Source organism: Actinomadura sp. NBRC 104425 (assembly GCF_030269545.1).
GTDB classification, from domain to species: domain Bacteria; phylum Actinomycetota; class Actinomycetes; order Streptosporangiales; family Streptosporangiaceae; genus Spirillospora; species Spirillospora keratinilytica.
This window is the reverse complement of the sequence record NZ_BSTN01000007.1, coordinates 82,938-99,080: the sequence shown is the minus strand read 5'-3', so window position 1 is coordinate 99,080 and position 16,143 is coordinate 82,938. Positions and strand designations below refer to the sequence as shown.

Annotated in this window: 15 protein-coding genes; 6 read left to right on the top strand and 9 right to left on the bottom strand. The window is 73.7% G+C overall.

All coding sequences use genetic code 11. From position 1 onward, the window contains the following. Window positions 1–169 precede the first annotated feature (169 nt). Window positions 170–718, bottom strand: a complete 549-nt coding sequence (locus QSK22_RS13380) for a DUF4262 domain-containing protein (RefSeq protein WP_285494440.1) — start codon at window positions 716–718, stop codon at window positions 170–172. A gap of 35 nt (window positions 719–753) precedes the next feature. Then, window positions 754–2,379 carry an acyl-CoA dehydrogenase family protein gene (locus QSK22_RS13375; RefSeq protein WP_285494439.1) on the bottom strand — a complete coding sequence of 542 codons (1,626 nt, stop codon included), beginning with the start codon at window positions 2,377–2,379 and terminating at the stop codon, window positions 754–756. Between the two features lie 135 nt (window positions 2,380–2,514). Between QSK22_RS13375 and QSK22_RS13370 the strand changes: the two genes are divergently transcribed. Continuing rightward, on the top strand, window positions 2,515–3,213 hold the full coding sequence (locus QSK22_RS13370; RefSeq protein WP_285494438.1) for a DUF1707 SHOCT-like domain-containing protein: 699 nt from the start codon (window positions 2,515–2,517) through the stop codon (window positions 3,211–3,213). Between the two features lie 13 nt (window positions 3,214–3,226). Here QSK22_RS13370 and QSK22_RS13365 read toward each other — a convergent pair whose 3' ends face one another. The 5 genes from QSK22_RS13365 to QSK22_RS13345 form a co-directional block, all read right to left on the bottom strand. Further along, window positions 3,227–3,508 (bottom strand): hypothetical protein, encoded by a 282-nt coding sequence (locus QSK22_RS13365; protein WP_285494437.1) that lies wholly within the window; start codon window positions 3,506–3,508, stop codon window positions 3,227–3,229. Between the two features lie 46 nt (window positions 3,509–3,554). After that, window positions 3,555–4,286 (bottom strand): sirohydrochlorin chelatase, encoded by a 732-nt coding sequence (locus QSK22_RS13360; protein ID WP_285494639.1) that lies wholly within the window; start codon window positions 4,284–4,286, stop codon window positions 3,555–3,557. Between the two features lie 44 nt (window positions 4,287–4,330). Further along, entirely contained in the window at window positions 4,331–5,041 is a 711-nt protein-coding gene (locus tag QSK22_RS13355) for a phosphoadenylyl-sulfate reductase (protein ID WP_285494436.1), read from the bottom strand. Next, window positions 5,038–5,217 carry an Insertion element protein gene (locus QSK22_RS13350; RefSeq protein ID WP_285494435.1) on the bottom strand — a complete coding sequence of 60 codons (180 nt, stop codon included), beginning with the start codon at window positions 5,215–5,217 and terminating at the stop codon, window positions 5,038–5,040. Before QSK22_RS13350 ends, QSK22_RS13355 begins: the two co-directional genes overlap by 4 nt. A 138-nt stretch (window positions 5,218–5,355) precedes the next feature. Further along, entirely contained in the window at window positions 5,356–7,008 is a 1,653-nt protein-coding gene (locus tag QSK22_RS13345) for a nitrite/sulfite reductase (RefSeq protein WP_285494434.1), read from the bottom strand. Window positions 7,009–7,875: 867 nt separating this feature from the next. On the opposite strand from QSK22_RS13345, the gene QSK22_RS13340 reads away from it, so the two are divergent. The 3 genes from QSK22_RS13340 (at window position 7,876) to QSK22_RS13330 (ending at window position 10,849) form a co-directional block, all read left to right on the top strand. Next, window positions 7,876–9,000: a YihY/virulence factor BrkB family protein gene (locus QSK22_RS13340; protein ID WP_285494433.1), complete on the top strand. Its 1,125-nt coding sequence runs from the start codon at window positions 7,876–7,878 to the stop codon at window positions 8,998–9,000. Between the two features lie 39 nt (window positions 9,001–9,039). After that, window positions 9,040–10,005: a phosphotriesterase family protein gene (locus QSK22_RS13335; RefSeq protein ID WP_285494432.1), complete on the top strand. Its 966-nt coding sequence runs from the start codon at window positions 9,040–9,042 to the stop codon at window positions 10,003–10,005. Window positions 10,006–10,126: 121 nt separating this feature from the next. Further along, window positions 10,127–10,849, top strand: a complete 723-nt coding sequence (locus QSK22_RS13330; RefSeq protein WP_285494431.1) for a phosphoribosyltransferase — start codon at window positions 10,127–10,129, stop codon at window positions 10,847–10,849. Between the two features lie 326 nt (window positions 10,850–11,175). On the opposite strand, the gene QSK22_RS13325 is transcribed toward QSK22_RS13330, so the two are convergent. Further along, window positions 11,176–11,472 (bottom strand): WhiB family transcriptional regulator, encoded by a 297-nt coding sequence (locus QSK22_RS13325; protein WP_021600082.1) that lies wholly within the window; start codon window positions 11,470–11,472, stop codon window positions 11,176–11,178. A gap of 190 nt (window positions 11,473–11,662) precedes the next feature. Beyond that, entirely contained in the window at window positions 11,663–12,571 is a 909-nt protein-coding gene (locus QSK22_RS13320; RefSeq protein ID WP_285494429.1) for a ferredoxin family protein, read from the bottom strand. A 566-nt stretch (window positions 12,572–13,137) separates the two neighbouring features. Between QSK22_RS13320 and QSK22_RS13315 the strand changes: the two genes are divergently transcribed. Together QSK22_RS13315 and QSK22_RS13310 are read left to right on the top strand one after the other, a co-directional pair. Next, window positions 13,138–14,034: a diacylglycerol/lipid kinase family protein gene (locus tag QSK22_RS13315; protein WP_285494428.1), complete on the top strand. Its 897-nt coding sequence runs from the start codon at window positions 13,138–13,140 to the stop codon at window positions 14,032–14,034. 514 nt (window positions 14,035–14,548) lie between these two features. Next, window positions 14,549–16,111: a metallophosphoesterase family protein gene (locus tag QSK22_RS13310; RefSeq protein ID WP_285494427.1), complete on the top strand. Its 1,563-nt coding sequence runs from the start codon at window positions 14,549–14,551 to the stop codon at window positions 16,109–16,111. The last annotated feature ends 32 nt before the right edge of the window (window positions 16,112–16,143 follow it).

The window sequence follows — 16,143 nt, the reverse complement described above, 5'->3', positions numbered from 1 at the left end:
GGAGTGTCCCTTACCCGCCCGGCCCGCCCGACCCCCGCGCGAGCGCGGTCATGCGGAGCCGAGGGGGCCGGAGCGCCGGATGACCTCGCCGCCGCACGTCCCGGAGGCGGGGGACGGGCCGAGGCGGCGGGCGACGGCGGCGGAGGCTGCCCCGGCCGGGACGAAACGGTCACAGATGGCGGGTCCAGACGCCCGGGGGATGCTGCCGCGGGGCGAGCCACAGCCACGGCTGGGAGTGGCGGAAGGGCAGGTCGGTGCCGGGCTGCCAGGGGAACAGCCCGTCCGGATTCGGCCAGGCCGCCTGCAGGATCGGCGGCGGCGAACTCCGGTAGAACGCCACCGTGCCGCCGAACATCGCCCGGTACCAGCCGGGGTCCACGGCGCGGAACGCGGCGGGCATGCCGCGCAGCACGCCGTCGCGGCGCTCCCCGTCGGCGACCGGGCGGCCCGCGGCGATCTGCCGGCCCAGCGCGTTGAGGGCCTCCTCCATCTCGTACACGTCGCCGCCGAACATGCCCAGCTCGGGGGAGCGGTGGCTGTGCCACAGCCCGATCGTGTACGCCCAGCCCGGGCCCTGCTCGTCCGCCCCCACCAGCACCACGCTCCACCCGTACTCGGTGATGTGCACGATGGTGCGCAGCTCGAAGTTGTCCAGGCGGTCGCGATCGCCGTAGTCGTGGCAGATGATGCAGTGGCACTGGGGCGGCCCGGCGGACATGGCCCACAGCTTACGGTCGCCCGCCGCCCCGCCGTTCAGGCCGTCCGGGCGCGGTCGATGACCGCGGCGAGGTCGAGGCCGGGCGGCAGGGTGCCGAAGGCCGCCCCCCAGTCGCCGTCCAGGCGGGTGGCGCAGAACGCGTCGGCGACGGCCGGGTGGCCGTGCCGGACCAGCAGCGACGCCTGCAGGACCAGGGCGAGCCGCTCGACGACGCGGCGGGCGCGCAGCTCGATCGTGGCCGGGTCGGCGAGCGAGTCCTTGACCTGCTTGACGGCCGTGTCCAGCCGGGAGTCGGCCCCGGACGCCGACTCCACCTCGGCGAAGAACGCCTCCACCGTCTGCGGCTCCCGGGCCATGGCGCGCAGCACGTCCAGCGCCGCGACGTTGCCCGACCCCTCCCAGATGGAGTTCAGCGGCGACTCGCGGAACAGGCGGGGCATGCCCGACTCCTCCACGTACCCGTTGCCGCCCAGGCACTCCAGGGCCTCGGCGGCGTGGACGGGCCACCGCTTGCACACCCAGTACTTGCCGACGGCCAGCGCGAGGCGCTTGAACGCGGCCTCGGACTCGTCGCCGCGCACCGAGCGGTCGGCCGCTCCCGCCAGGCGCAGCATGAGCACCGTCGCGGCCTCCGACTCCACGGCCAGGTCGGCCAGCACGTTGCGCATCAGCGGCTGGTCGATCAGGGCGCGGCCGAACGCCCGCCGGTGGACGGCGTGGTGGACGGCCGTGACGGTGCCGTGCCGCATGCCTGCGGCGGCGCCGACCACGCAGTCCAGCCGGGTCATGTTGACCATCTCGATGATCGTGCGCACCCCGCGGCCGCCCTCGCCGACCTGCCAGCCCAGCGCGCCGTCGTACTCGATTTCGGCGGAGGCGTTGGAGCGGTTGCCCAGCTTGTCCTTCAGCCGCATCAGCCGCATCGGGTTGAGCGTCCCGTCGGGCAGCACGCGCGGCACCAGGTAGCAGGTCAGCCCGTCCGGGCCCTGGGCGAGGGTGAGGAACACGTCGCACATGGGCGCGCTGGTGAACCACTTGTGCCCGGTCAGGCGGAACGCGCCGTCCGGGCCGGGCTCGGCGCGGGTGGTGTTGGCGCGCACGTCCGAACCGCCCTGCTTCTCGGTCATGGACATGCCCGCCAGCAGGCCCGCCTTGGTGAGCGGGGCGCGCAGGCCGAAGTCGTACTCGCGGGCCGTCAGCAGCGGCTCGTAGGCGGCGGCCAGCTCGGGGCTGTGCCGCAGCGCGGGCACGGACGCGTAGGTCATGCTGATGGGGCAGCCGTGCCCGGCGTCCACCCGCCACACGTAGAACCCGGCGGCCCGCGCCACGTGTGCGCCGGGGCGGTCGTCGGCCCACGGCGCGGCGTGCAGGCCGTGCGACACCGCGACGCGCATCAGCTCGTGCCAGGCCGGGTGGAACTCCACCTCGTCGATGCGGTGCCCGTAGCGGTCGTGGGTGCGCAGGACGGGCGGGTGCTCGTTGGCCAGCCGCCCCCACTCCTGCGCCTGCTCGGTGCCCGCCAGGCGGCCCAGCTCGCGGATGCCCTCGGCCGCCCATCCGGCGCCCTCGCGGGTCAGCCCGTCCAGCAGGGCGGGGTCGTCGGCCACGTCGTGGCCGACGAGTGGGGGGACCTGGTTGAACACCTCGTGGGTCGGGGGCATCGCACACCGCCTTTCACCGCGCCGTCCCCAGTACAGTACCGAATCTTGTTCGGAGGGTCGGTCCTCCTCAAGGGCGGGGGAAACTCGTCCGGGGGGCGGAGGGTACGAGGGGCGGCGTCACGTACCGTCTGACACATGGCCGACTCCACCTCGCAGCAGGGTCCGCGCCAGGCGCCGGCGTCCCGCCCGGACGTGGAACAGGCGCCGACGCGCGTCTCGGACGCCGAGCGCGAGGCCGTCGTCGAGCGGCTGCGCGTCGCCTCCGTGGAGGGCCGGCTGACCTTCGCGGAGCTGACCGAGCGCACCGAGAAGGCGTATCTGGCCGCCACCCGCGCGGACCTGGAGGGGATCACCGCCGACCTGCCCGCCATGGGCGCGCCCGGGGCGGACCCGGCGCTGCCCGCGCCGCGCCGCTTCCACGCCGTCATGGGCGACTGCGACGAGCGGATCAGCGGCCGCATCAGCGACGCGCTGGAGGCCCACGCGGTGATGGGCGACGTCGTGCTCGACCTGCGCCAGGCGCAGGTCCCCACCGGCGAGGTGGAGGTCTGCGTCACCGCCGTGATGGGGGACGTGCGGATCATCGTGCCGGACGGCGTGCGGGTCGAGCTGACCGGCTACGCGGTCATGGGCGACCGCAGGGTCGCCGTGCGGGAGGTGCCGCCCGGCCTGCGGGTGCCCGTGGTGCGGGTGCGGGCCATGGCCGTCATGGGCGACGTCAAGATCGTGGACGACGAGCACCATGCCCCGGTGCGCCGCGCCCTGGCGTCCTGGTGGCGGGAGCGCCGCTCCCGGGGCGGAGGGCACGGCCCAGGCTCCGGTCCCGACGGCTGACCGGCTCCCGCCGCTATCGGGAGTCGTCGTGGCGTTCGGCGTCCCGGACGCCCTCCTCGTCGGGCGGCAGCGCGTCGGGCTGCCCGACGTCCACGCCCGGCACTCCGGTGCCGCTGACCTCGTCCTCCTGGCGGGCCATGCCCTGCTCCCGCGGGACGGTGCTGCCCTCGCCGGCCACTTCGCCCGGCCGGTCGGCATCCGTCCGCCCGCGTGCGTCGCCGCCCCGGGTGACGGGTGCGATCCGCCTGTCTTGTGTCTGCTCCGGCTCGTGGCCCAGATCTGCGTGTTCGGTCATGCACCGCCGCATACCCGCTCTGACGCGGGTATGCGGGCCGGTGCGCTCAGACGGCGACCGCGCCGGCGTCCGCGACCGCCTCGTCGTAGCGGTGCAGCACCAGTTCGGCCAGTTCGGGGGCGGCGCCCAGGACGGGCGACACCGCGTCCGCCCCGGCCGCCAGGGACTCCTCCCGCACCTTGTCGGCGAAGTACCCGGGCGCCAGGAAGTAGGACGCCACGGCCACGCGCGGTGCGCCCGCGTCCCGCAGCGCCGCGACCGCCTCGCCGGGCGCGGGTCGGGCCGCCGACGCGTAGGCCGGCACCACGCCCCGCCAGCCCCGGGACCGCCACCGGCGCGCCATCGCCCAGATCGTCGCGTTCGCCGACGGGTCGCTGGACCCCGCCGCCACCAGCACCACGGCGGTGTCGGGGTCGCCGGCCGGCACGCCGGCCTCGGCCAGCCGCCGCTCCAGCGCCGCCACCAGCAGCGGATGCGGGCCCAGCGTGGCCGCCGTGCGCAGCCCCAGGCGGGGGTGCCGCGCCCGGACGCGGGCCAGCACCCCCGGGATGTCGGTCTTGCTGTGGTACGCCGCCGTCAGCAGCAGCGGCAGCACCACGGCCGAGGGCTCGCCGCGCCGCGCCAGCCCGTCCAGCACCCCGGCGGGCGCCGGGGGCGCGTGGTCGAGGAAGGAGGCCAGCACTGCAAGGCCCGGCCGCCGCCCCCGAATGGCGGCCAGCAGCTCCTCGACGGTGGCGGCGGCGCGCGGGTCGCGGCTGCCGTGCGCGACCGCGACCATCGGCGCCGGATGCGCGCCCGCCGCCGTCGTCACCGGTGCATGCGTCACAGGTGGATGCCGCACTCGGTCTTGCCCGTCCCGGCCCAGCGGCCGCTGCGCGGGTCCTCGCCCGGCGCCACCGGACGGGTGCAGGGCTCGCAGCCGATCGAGGGGTAGCCGTCGTAGTGCAGCGGGTTGACCAGCACGCCGTTGTCGGCGATGTAGTTGTCCATGTCCTCCTGGGACCAGTGCAGGATCGGGTTCACCTTGACCATGCCGCGCCGCCCGTCCCACTCGACGACCTTGCGGTCGCGGCGGCTGGGGGTCTCCTCGCGGCGGATCCCGCTGAACCAGGCCATATAGCCCTCCAGGGCCTTGGTCAGCGGCTCCACCTTGCGCAGGTGGCAGCACAGGTCGGGGTTGCGCCCGTACAGCCGCGGCCCCAGCGCGGCCTCCTGCTCCGCCACGGTCCGCGACGGCGTCACATTGATCACGTTGACCGGGTAGACGGCCTCCACCGCGTCCCGGGTGCCGATGGTCTCGGCGAAGTGGTAGCCGGTGTCGACGAACAGCACGTCGATGCCCGGCTTGACCTTGGACACCAGGTGGATCAGCGCCGCGTCCGACATCGAGGACGTCAGGCAGATGCGGTCGCCGAAGGTCGCCACCGCCCAGCGGATGATCTCCAGGGTGGACGCGCCCTCCAGGGTCTCGGCGGCCGAGGCGGCCACGTCCTCCAGGTCCAGGGTCGGTCTGTCGGTCTCCAGCAGTGTCACCGGAAAGTCTCCTCGTGTGTCCGGCGCCCGGCCGCCCGCGCGTCCCCGACGCCGAGGAACTTCAACCTGAAGACGCGCAGGCAGTCCCCGCACGCCCAGGTCCCGTCCTCCTCGTGCGGTCGCAGGTGCTCCTCGCCGCAGTACGGGCAGTAGAACGGCGCCGCTCGTTCGCTCATTGCTCGAAGGCCTTGTGAGATCGGTTACGGCGATCGTTTCCAACGATCGGCTACGAAGATCGGTTGCGAAGATCGGCGGCGGAGGGGCGGCCGCCCGGGGACGGCCGCGCGTCCGCATCCGCTACTTCAGGTCGGCCCCTACTTCAGGTCGGCCTCGTCGGCGCGCCCCACCCAGTCGGCGAAGCTCTCGCCCTCGCGGCGCTGCTCGTCGTACCTGCGCACGATCCGCTCGACATAGTCGGTCAGCCCGGCGGAGGTGGTCTTCAGACCGCGCACCTTGCGGCCGAAGGAGGCGCCGACCTGGCCGCCCAGGTGGATCTGGAAGCCCTCGACCTGGTCGCCGTTCTCGTCCACCACCAGCTGGCCCTTCAGGCCGATGTCGGCGACCTGGATGCGGGCGCAGGCGTTCGGGCAGCCGTTGAGGTTGATGGTCAGCGGCTGGTCGAAGTCGGGCAGCCGCTTCTCCAGCTCGTCGATCAGGTCCATGGCCCGCTGCTTGGTCTCGACGATCGCCAGCTTGCAGTACTCGATGCCGGTGCAGGCCATCGTCTGGCGGCGGAAGGTGGACGGGCGCACCTGCAGGTCGTGCGCGGCCAGCTCCTCGGCCAGCGGCTCGGTGTTCTCCGCCGGGACGTCCAGGATCACCATCTTCTGCTCGGTGGTGGTGGCCACCCGGCCCGACCCGTACCGCTCGGCCAGGTCGGCGACCGTGCGCAGCAGCTCGCCGTTGACCCGGCCCGCCTTGGGCGCGAACCCGACGTAGAAGCGGCCGTCCCGCTGCTGATGGATGCCCACGTGGTCGCGGTGCGGCAGCGGCTCGGCGGGCGGCGGCCCGTCGGGCAGCGCGTACCCCAGGTACTCCTTCTCCAGCACCTCGCGGAACTTCTCCGGGCCCCAGTCGGCCATCAGGAACTTGAGCCGGGCACGGTGCCGCAGCCGCCGGTAGCCGTAGTCGCGGAAGATCGAGGTGACGCCCGCCCAGACCTCGGGCACCCGCTCGGGCGCCACGAACGCGCCCAGGCGCTTGCCGAACATCGGGTTGGTGGACAGCCCGCCGCCGACGAACAGGTCGTAGCCGGCCTCGCCCTCCTCGTTGACCACGCCGACGAACGCGACGTCGTTGATCTCGTGCACGGTGCAGTGCGACCGGCACCCGGAGATCGCCGTCTTGAACTTGCGCGGCAGGTTGGAGAACTCCGGCGAGCCGATGTAGCGGTCGGCCACCGCGCGGATCGCCGGGGTGGCATCGATCACCTCGTCGGCCGCGATCCCGGCCAGCGGGCAGGCGATGATCACGCGCGGGGTGTCGCCGCAGGCCTCGGTGGTGGACAGCCCGACCGCCTCCAGCGACTCCCAGATCGCCGGGACGTTCTCGATCTCCACCCAGTGCAGCTGGATGTTCTGCCGGTCGGTGATGTCGGCGGTGCCGCGGGCGTACTTCACCGAGATGTCGGCGATCGTGCGCAGCTGCGCCGCGTCGAGCCGGCCGCCGTCGATGCGCACCCGCAGCATGAAGTAGCGGTCGTCGAGCTCCTCGTCGGCCAGCACGGCGGTCTTGCCGCCGTCGATGCCGGGGCGGCGCTGGGTGTACAGCCCGTACCAGCGGAACCGGCCGCGCAGGTCGGCCGGGTCGATGGAGTCGAAGCCCCGCTTGGCGTAGATGTCGATGATCCGGCGGCGGACGTTCAGCCCGTCGTCGTTCTTCTTGTTCTCTTCGTTCTTGTTCAGCGGCTCGCGGTAGCCGAGGGCCCACTGGCCCTCGCCCCGCTTGCGTCTGGTCGCTGGTGGCACGGCGCGCGTCCTTGTCGATCAGGGCGGTCGGTGTCGTGGGGCGGACGCATGGCGCACCGGCGGTCGCGAGGCCGGGCTCGACGCTGAGCGAAGGCGGTGACACGGGACGCCGGGGCACCACGCACCCGCGGAGCGAAACGGGGGCGTGGTCGGGCGTCACCGACAGATCGCGCTGCGGACGCGGAGGAAGTCGACGTGCCGGCGCATCACCAGCAACGGGTCCGCAGCAGTCATATCAGCACTTTGACACGGCCTCTTGCGGCATGTCCAGTTGTGTCCGGCATGCGGACACCTGGGGTGTTCGATCAGCACAGCGGGATCGCTCACCCCTGCCGCCTCCAGTTCACCCGTGGTTCGCCGGCCGGCGGCGCGTCCGTCCGGTCGAGGGCCGCCGCGTCCCGGGGGCCCGCCGCGTCGTCGCGGCGGCGCCGCTGCTCCGGCGTCGCGGGGACGGCCGCGTGCTGGCAGTCGCACCACGACCCGCCACGGCACTCGCCGTGGCGGTGCTCCCGGCACGCCGCACAGATCACCCTTCCATTGTCACCAATGGGCGGGGGTGCATGCGCGCGGCCCCGCCGGTACCGGCCGCGGTTTCCCGGCAGGTCCGCCGAATGATCTTGGGCGGGCGGGGCGCGGCGCGCGTCGAACGGTGTGAAACGACGCGGACCGATCGGACCGAAGCAAGCGGACCGAAACGAGCGGACCGAAACGAGCGGAACGGACGCGGCGGACGGCGGCGGCGCCCGCGACGGCGGGGAGGGTCGCCCGTCCCGCGCGCAGCGGTCCGATCACGGGACGTGCCAAGTGGAGTGCGGATTTGGGCGGTGTGCAATGGCCTGGCCGGAATACACCCTACGGTGGGTGGGCATGACCAGCGTGTTCAGGTCGGCCAACCTGCAAGCCCGGGCCTGGGCGCGCGCCATGCGGCTGAGACGACGTCCGGAGACGTCCACCCCCACGGCCGGCGGACCGGCCGATGAGCCCGTCGGCGGACCGGCCGGCGAGCCCGTGGGCGATGCGGCGGCGGGCCCGGCGGGTGATACGGCGGCGAGCCCGGCGGGGGAGCGTCCGGCCGTCCGCGCGGTCGCCTGGGGGCTGGTGCGGGACACGGCCGTCGCGGCCTTCCGCTACCGGGTGACGGGCCTTGCCGCCGAGGCCGCGTTCTTCGCGCTGCTGTCGCTGCCGCCCCTGGTCATCGGGCTGGTGGGGCTGATGGGCCATCTGCGCGGCCTGCTCGGCCCCGGCACCGTCGGGGAGATCCGCACCTGGATGATCGCGCAGGCCGAGACCGTGCTGACCGGGCCCGCGGTCGACTCCGTGGTGGTCCCGCTGATCGACGAGGTGATCCGCGGCGGCAGCCCCAACATCGTGTCCCTGAGCTTCGTGTTCACGCTGTGGGCGGGGTCGCGCGCCACCAACGTCTACGTCGACACCATCACGATCGCCTACGGGCTGTCGGGCGTGCGCGGTGTGGTGCGCACCCGGCTGCGCGCCTTCTTCCTCTACCTGGTCGGCCTGGTCGTCATGCTGGTCGTCCTGCCGCTGCTGGTGGTCGGGCCCGCGCTGCTGCGGCGGGCGCTGCCGGAGGAGGGCGCGGGATACGTCATGGCGGCCTACTGGCCGGTGGTGGTGACGCTGTCGATCCTGTTCCTGGCGCTGCTGTACCACATGAGCGTCCCGGTGCGGACGTCCTGGTGGCGGCAGGTGCCGGGTGCGGTGCTGGCGCTGGTGATATGGATCGTCGGCGGGTTCCTGCTGCGGCTGTACCTGAGCGGGTCGCTGAGCGGCGGGATATCGGTGTACGGGCCGCTGTCGGCGTCGATCGCCGTGCTCGCCTGGCTGTACGTGGCGGCGCTGGCGGTGCTGGTGGGCGCCACGCTCAACGCCGAGACCGACCGGCGCTGGCCCAGCGGCGACACCGCCCGGGCGCGCGCCGCCGCGGCGGCCGGCGAGCCGCCAAACGTCCCGCCGGGTAAAAACTGCGCCGACTAATGGTCTGGAATGGCCAAGTATGTCGTAGCCTCGCGAGACATGACCCTGCATGAGGAGAACGGCGGCCGGATCCGCACGGTGACCGGCGCCGTTCCCGTCTCCGCCGTCACCGGGCCGGTCCTGCCGCACGAGCACCTGCGGCTGGACCTGCGCTGGCCGACCCGCCCCGCGCTGCTGGCCTCCGACCCGCGCCGGTGGCTGGACGAGGAGAAGGCGGTCATGGTCGAGCTGTCGCAGCTGCGCGCCGACCGCGACCTGTCCCTGGTCGTCGATCTGACCTGCGCCGGGATGGGGCGCAGCGCCCCGTCCCTGGCCCGCGTCAGCGCCGGTTCGCGGGTCGCGGTGGTGGCGGGCACCGGCGTGTTCACCGAGCCGTTCCACCCCGACTTCGTCGGCGACGCCGACGTGGAGCGGCTGGCCGAGCACTTCCTCGCCGAGATCGGCTTCGGCATCGACGGCACCAACGCGCTGCCCGGCGTCATCGGCGAGATCGGCACCTGGGGCGAGGCGCCCACCGAGCGCGAGGAGCGGTGCCTGCGCGCCGCCGCCCGCGCCGCCCGCTACTCCGGGCTGCCGGTGGCGACCTGCGGACGCGCCGGGGCGGCCCAGCTGGACATCCTCACCGGCGCGGGCCTGGAGCCGCACCGCGTGGCCGTCGGACGCCAGGACCTCGCCGACGACCCCGCCATGCCCCGCAAGATCGCTGAGGCGGGCGCGTACGTGTCGTTCGGCTCGCTCGGCCTGGCGGGGGAGGACCCGGTGGCCCTGGGCGCCCGCGTGCGCGCCGTCATGGAGCTGCTGGAGGCCGGGCTGGCCGACCGGGTGCTGCTGAGCACGGGCGTGTCCCGGATGTCGCATGTGCGCCGCTACGGCGGCGCGGGCTACGGCTACCTGTTCGAGGTGTTCCTGCCCGCGCTGCGCGCCGCGGGGGCCGACGAGGACACGCTGACGCGGATCGTCCGCGACAACCCCCTGCGCTGGCTCGCCTGCGCCGACGCGGCCTGACCGCCGCGGAGCACCGTCCGACGGCCCGATGCGCGGCCGGGCCGGCTCGATAACCCGGCGAGGCTGGGTAGGGAACAGGGCAGAGGACAGGCGAGGTCCGCGACCCCGGGAGGGGGCGCCGATGCCCTGGAACAGGACCGGCGGGGGGACCGCGCGCGGCGCGGGATCCGCCACCGAGAGCGTGCGGCTGCCGTTCACCGACCGCGCCGAGGCCGGCCGCCTCCTGGCCGAGCGGCTGGTCCCGATGGGGCTGCACGGGGCGGTGGTGCTGGCGCTGCCCCGCGGTGGCGTGCCGGTCGGCTACGAGGTGGCCCGGCGGCTGTCGCTGCCGGACCGGCCCGCCCGGCTGGACGTGCTGGTCACCCGCAAGATCGGCTATCCGCTGCAGCCGGAGCTGGGCGTGGGCGCGCTCGCCGAGGGCGGCGAGCCGGTGTTCGACCGCGACCTGCTGGACCGCCTGTCGCTGGACGAGGACGACCTGGCCGGCACGGTCGAGGCCGAACGCGCCGAGCTGGACCGCCGGGTGCGCGCCTACCGGGGCGACCGGCCCCTGCCCGACCTGGCGGGGCGGGCCGTCATCGTGGTGGACGACGGGCTGGCGACCGGCGGCACGGCCCGCGCCGCGCTGCGCGCGGTGCGGGCGCGGCGCCCGGCGCGGCTGGTGCTGGCGGTGCCGGTGGGCGCCGCCGAGACCGTCCGGGCGATGGAGGCCGAGGCGGACGAGGTCGCGGTGCTGGCGGCGCCGTGGTCGTTCCGCGCGGTGGGCCAGTGGTACCGGGATTTCGACCAGCTGACCGACGCCGACGTCATCGCCTGGCTGGACCGCGCCCGCCTCGCCGAGTGACCCGGCGCGGTGCGGGCGGGACGCGGGCGGGGCGGGCCGCACGGGCGTGCCGAGCCGACCGGGAAATGACGGGAAGCGGGAATTCGCGTAAATTGATCACACGCCGGGCCGTCATCGTGTATTGCGCCCACCCCATAGCGCATATTCGGGTCCCGCGTGGGGTTTTCGGCGGCACCGTGATGTACATGTGACGGACATGTGATGAAAGACGTTGCGGGTTTTCATGCGCGGGCAACGCAAACGGCCCCGCGGGTGCGGGGCCGTGACGTTTTCCGGTGGCGTACCGGGGTGCGCGACGCGGCGATCCGGCGTCCCGTGGGATCGCCTCAGGCGGCGTTCGCGCGACGCATCCGGCGACGGCGCTCCGAGGCGCGCTCGTCTTCGTTGAGACCGCCCCAGGTGCCGTACTTCTCGGGCCGGGACACCGCGTAGTCCAGGCACTCGGTACGCACGGGACAGCCCATGCAGATCTGCTTGGCCTTGCGCTCACGGATCTCCCGCTCGGGCTGACGCTCGCCGTCGGGTCCGAAGAAGAGCACCAGGTCTTCCCCCCGGCACGCCGCGGCGTCCTGCCAGCCCCAGCTGGGACGAGGGAGGTTTGCCTGCCGACGTACCTGAGCCATGGAACACCCACCTTGGTTGGTTTGCTGAGCAATTTCGGGACATGGACGCTCGACGTGCGACAAGACGTGCGTCAGCAGCGCCGAGAGGTCCAACGTCTGGAGTTGCCGCTCTGTTCCCCGCCCGGTCGCGTTCCGGGACGAGGGGCCGCGTGCGGCAAGGGAGACCCTCGAAAATGGGGCCTCCGAGAGATTACACGAGGGCCGCCTCGTTGAGAAGGGTGAGTTCCCTAACAACGTAGGTTCCGAGGTTCTCTTGACACCCCGGGCCGCATGGATCGGTCTGCTCGACCCGTTCCACGGCGATCCGGTAACGCCTCTCCCCTACAACAACCACCGCCTCGTACGGAGATGTTCCCGACAGCGATTCCACGGTGACCGCCGTCACGCCGCGGGCTCCGGTGTGCGCTCGTGCGAAGTGCTCGGCGGCCTGCGCCGGTTCGGGGAGCCCGGCGCGGCCGCGCAGCCGGTCCAGCACCACCTCGCCCCGCAGGTAGGCGTCCACGGCCCGCACGGCCTCGTCGAGGTCGAGATCGCCGTAGTACACGCCGTGTGGGAGACATACCAGGTTCGCTGCGAAGCGGTCACCGCCGACGTGGGTCGTTTCCCAGACAAAAGGGTCGAAACGTGCGGTCAGCTCGCGGGCGAGCGGAGCGCCGTAGCGGGCGCAGCAGGCGTTGCGCCGGCCGTGCGCGCACACCAGCAGCAGCGGGTCGGCGACCGGCTCGCCGAACCCGGGGGAGCGCCCGGCGGCGACCGCCGCCAGGTCCAGATCGGCCAGTTCGGCGGGGTCGGCGAGCTCGCGCCCCTCCAGCCAGACGCGCTCGCCGTGGGAGTAGCCCACGTACACCTGCACCGGCGGGATGCGGCGGCGCCGGCCGGACCTGCGGATGAGCTGCGGCCGCACGCCCGCGGCCTGGGCGGCGCGCACCGCTTCGGAGATCGCGGCGGGGCCGGTCAGGCCCTGCTCGACGCGCTCGGGCCACGGCCCCGGGTGCTCGACGAGCAGCCAGGCGCGCGCCTTGGTGGTCGCGCTCGCCAGGCACGGCCGCTCGCCCGAGTGGCTGCCCGGGCAGTGGGCACAGCTGTTACGGCGCGTCACGTGGGACCCCCGATGATCGAGAACCTGCTTAGGTTAGGTTAACCTAATCAAGTTCCCGGCCGCCAGGAGACATGATCCACTTCATACCCGCGATTTGATCGCCGGTGACCCTGAGTTGTGCCGTTTCTGGTGCCTTATCTGCTTTTTGGACGCGGATTCGGCGTCTTACCTGCGAGCTGGGGCGCGCTGTCCGTATGGTTAGGCCAAGCTTGCTCCAATCGACGCACCCGTCACACTGCGCCACCATGCGCTCCGCCGCCTCGCGGGCCGTCGACCGCGGTGTCACAGCATCGGAAGGAGGCCTCGGCCGCGGGCAGAGCGGCGGCGCGGAGCGTCCGGCGGCCGCCGGCCGGGCGGTGCGGGCGGACGGGGCCGAGGCTATGGTGGGCCCGGCCGTGGTCGGCTTGGAGGACGCGCCCCAGGAGGTCGTCGGCCGCGGCGCCTGGTACGCGCGGGATCGGGGTTTCCGGCGTCGACGTGCCGTGCGCCGTCGACCGCAGGCTTGACCCGGCGGGGATGCCCGACCCCGGCATCCTCCTCCCGCCCGCAGCCCAGGAGTAGCCGCGATGCCGTCGCCGCAAGGCCGCCGCGCGTTCACCGCGATCGTCAACCCCGCCGCGGGCGCCTCCGCCTCCGCGGCCACGCTCGTCCCCGTGGCGCGCCTCCTGCGCGAGGCGGGTGCCGACGTCGCCGTCGAGCACAGCCGCGGGCTGGCGCACGCGGCCGAGCTCGCGCGCGCCGCCGCCGACGCCGGCCGCGCCGTGCTGGGCGTGGGCGGGGACGGCATGGTCGGCTGCGTGGGCGGCGCCCTGGCCACGACGGGGGCGGTGCTGGGGATCGTCCCCGCCGGGCGCGGCAACGACTTCGCCCGCCAGCTCGGCATCCCGTCCCGTCCCGACGCCCTGGCCCGCCTGCTGCTGGAGGGGGAGCCGCGCGCCGTGGACGCCATCGACGCCAACGGCACCCCCGTCCTGGGCAGCGTCTACGCGGGGGTGGACGCCGTCGCCAACCGCAACGCCAACAGAACCCGGGTGCTGCGCGGGTCGGCCGCGTACTACGTCGGCGCGCTGCGGGCCGTCCTCGCCTGGCGCCCGGCCGACTACCGGATCACCGTGGACGGCCGGGAGCACCTTCGCACCGGCTACACCGTGGTCGCCGCCAACTCCGGCTGGTACGGCTTCGGCCGCCACATCGCCCCCGACGCCCGCGTGGACGACGGCCTGCTCGACGTGGTCGTCATCAAGCGCGCACCGAAACCCCTGTTCTTCGCCGTGATGCGGGAGCTGGAGACCGGCCTTCACGTGCGCCGCCCCCAGGTGGAGGTCCTGCGCGGCCGCCAGGTCCGCATCGAGCTGACCACGCCGGGCCGGACGCTCCCGTACGGGGCGGACGGCGAACTGCCCGGGGTGCTCCCGGTGACCGCCACCGTCCTGCCCGGGGCGCTGCGCGTCCTGGCCCCTTGAGCCTGCGGGACGGCGAGGCCGGCACCGCGCACCAGATTTGGGCCGCAAGTTCTGGTCGGTTTAAGCCCTCATTACGGACGTCCGTATAGCGTTCAGTACGTCCCGATATAAGGGACCTAAGGGCGACTGCGGGACCGGTCATGAGATGGCGACAGCTCGCCGTTCTGGGGGGACTCATGACCGGCGCGGCCGCTCTGGGCGTGGAGGCGCCGACGTCCACGGGGGTGGCGTCGGCGCCGACCACGTTCTTCGCGCCTTTCGGCGCACCCCGAGTCGCGTGACGACCACCGCAGCCCGTGCGGCACCGCCGACTTCACGCTGATCTCCGTGTCACCGCCGCCGGGCCGCGTGATCGTGCCCACCGGCGCCCCGCGCGCGCCTGCACCGTTGAGAAAGACGGTCACCGTTCGGTCAGGGAGGAGGGACCCCCGGGTGAGCCCCGCCGAATCGCTTGACGGGGCAGATCATCTCCGGGAAGGGTTGCGCTGTCCCCTCATCCCTCCGGAGGTGCAGTGTGCGCGCCGAGGACGCGGCCGCGGAGCAGACCCCTGAGAACTCCCGTACGTCCGAGGCCGGCGCGGGGTGGCGGTGCGGGAAACCGGGCAGCTTCTACGAGCTGCTGCCCGAGCGGGTCGAGCCGTTCTCCTGGCGTCGCCCCACGGTCCTGTGGCGCTCGCGCAACGACGTCATCGCCAAGCTCTTCGGCGACCCGTCCAACGGCATCCGGCGGCGCTGCGTCGCCGCGCTGACCGCCCGCGGCACGAAGGCGGCGTTCACCATGCACCGCTCGGCCGCGGAGTTCTCCTTCCTGCTCCTGGGGGACACCGGCGAGGGCGACCGCTCCCAGTACGCCGTGGTGCCGCCCGCGCTGCGCGTGGGGGAGGACACCGACTTCATGGTCATCGCCAGCGACGTCATCTATCCGGCGGGGGAAGCGGCCGACTACCCCGACAAATTCTTCCGGCCCTACCAGGGCTACCCGGGGCCCATCTACGCCGTCCCCGGCAACCACGACTGGTACGACGGCCTGCAGGGGTTCCTCCGGGTGTTCTGCGACCTGGCGATCGACTGCACGCCCGACCCCTGGACCGGCCCCCTGGCGGTGGTGCCGCGCCTGCTGTGGCGCCGGCCGGCCGAAGTGGACGACAAGGCGCTGGCCGAGGCCCGGGACCGCTACCGGGGCGCCCCCAGGCAGCGCGCGCGGCAGCCCGGCCCGTACTGGGCCATCGACACCCCCGCGCTGCGGATCGTGGCCATCGACACCGGCATCACCGGCGGCCTCGACCGCGACCAGGGGGCGTGGCTGCGGGAGATCTCCGCGGGCCCCAAGCCCAAGCTGCTCATCACCGGCAAGCCCCTGTACGTGGACGACCGCCGCGCCCCCGGCCGGATCGAAGGCGGCGGGACGATCGACGCCATCGTCCGCGACCCGGCCAACAACTACGTCGCCGCGATCGGCGGCGACATCCACAACTACCAGCGCTACCCGGTGCGCGTGGGCGACCGCGTGATCCAGTACGTGGTGGCGGGCGGCGGCGGCGCGTTCATGCACGCCACCCACACCATCCCCCGCACCCGCCTGGTGGACGAGGACGACTTCCGCTGCTACCCGCTGCGGGGCGACTCGCTGTCGCGCTACAGCAGGCTGTACGGCAGGTGGCTGCGGATGCCGAAGCTGTTCGAGCTCACCCCGCAAGAGGCCACCGAGGCCGTCCGCCACCGCCTGGGCATCGAACCGGCCCGCGCCTACAACAGCGTGGGCACGGCCCCCGGGGCCGCCCCGTCGCGGCGCGCGCGCTTCGTCGCCGCGCTGCTGGGCGTGCCGAAGGGGCAGCGGAGAAGGCCCGGCTATGCGCGGCTCCCGGTGCGCCGTGTGCCGCAGCGGTTCCGTTCGGAGATGGCGGACTGGGACACCCCGCCCTTCTTCAAGAGCTTCCTGCGCATCGACGTCACCGAGGAGCGGCTGCGGATCCGCTGCTACGCGGCGACGGGCTGCGGCGACCAGGAGGACCGCCCGCCCGTGGAGGACGACGTGACGATCCCCCTGCGGCCCGCCGCCTTTTCTTCGCCGGCCTGACGGCTGCGCCGGCCCTTGCGTCGGCCCCGAGC

What these genes read in the sequence shown, in the direction of transcription:
- QSK22_RS13340 (WP_285494433.1), top strand. Translation starts at nt 7,876, where the DNA reads ATGACCAGCGTGTTCAGGTCGGCCAACCTGCAAGCCCGGGCCTGGGCG.
- QSK22_RS13375 (WP_285494439.1), bottom strand. Translation starts at nt 2,379, where the DNA reads ATGCCCCCGACCCACGAGGTGTTCAACCAGGTCCCCCCACTCGTCGGC.
- QSK22_RS13315 (WP_285494428.1), top strand. Translation starts at nt 13,138, where the DNA reads ATGCCGTCGCCGCAAGGCCGCCGCGCGTTCACCGCGATCGTCAACCCC.
- QSK22_RS13380 (WP_285494440.1), bottom strand. Translation starts at nt 718, where the DNA reads ATGTCCGCCGGGCCGCCCCAGTGCCACTGCATCATCTGCCACGACTAC.
- QSK22_RS13365 (WP_285494437.1), bottom strand. Translation starts at nt 3,508, where the DNA reads ATGACCGAACACGCAGATCTGGGCCACGAGCCGGAGCAGACACAAGAC.
- QSK22_RS13335 (WP_285494432.1), top strand. Translation starts at nt 9,040, where the DNA reads ATGACCCTGCATGAGGAGAACGGCGGCCGGATCCGCACGGTGACCGGC.
- QSK22_RS13330 (WP_285494431.1), top strand. Translation starts at nt 10,127, where the DNA reads ATGCCCTGGAACAGGACCGGCGGGGGGACCGCGCGCGGCGCGGGATCC.
- QSK22_RS13350 (WP_285494435.1), bottom strand. Translation starts at nt 5,217, where the DNA reads ATGAGCGAACGAGCGGCGCCGTTCTACTGCCCGTACTGCGGCGAGGAG.
- QSK22_RS13360 (WP_285494639.1), bottom strand. Translation starts at nt 4,286, where the DNA reads ATGGTCGCGGTCGCGCACGGCAGCCGCGACCCGCGCGCCGCCGCCACC.
- QSK22_RS13325 (WP_021600082.1), bottom strand. Translation starts at nt 11,472, where the DNA reads ATGGCTCAGGTACGTCGGCAGGCAAACCTCCCTCGTCCCAGCTGGGGC.
- QSK22_RS13370 (WP_285494438.1), top strand. Translation starts at nt 2,515, where the DNA reads ATGGCCGACTCCACCTCGCAGCAGGGTCCGCGCCAGGCGCCGGCGTCC.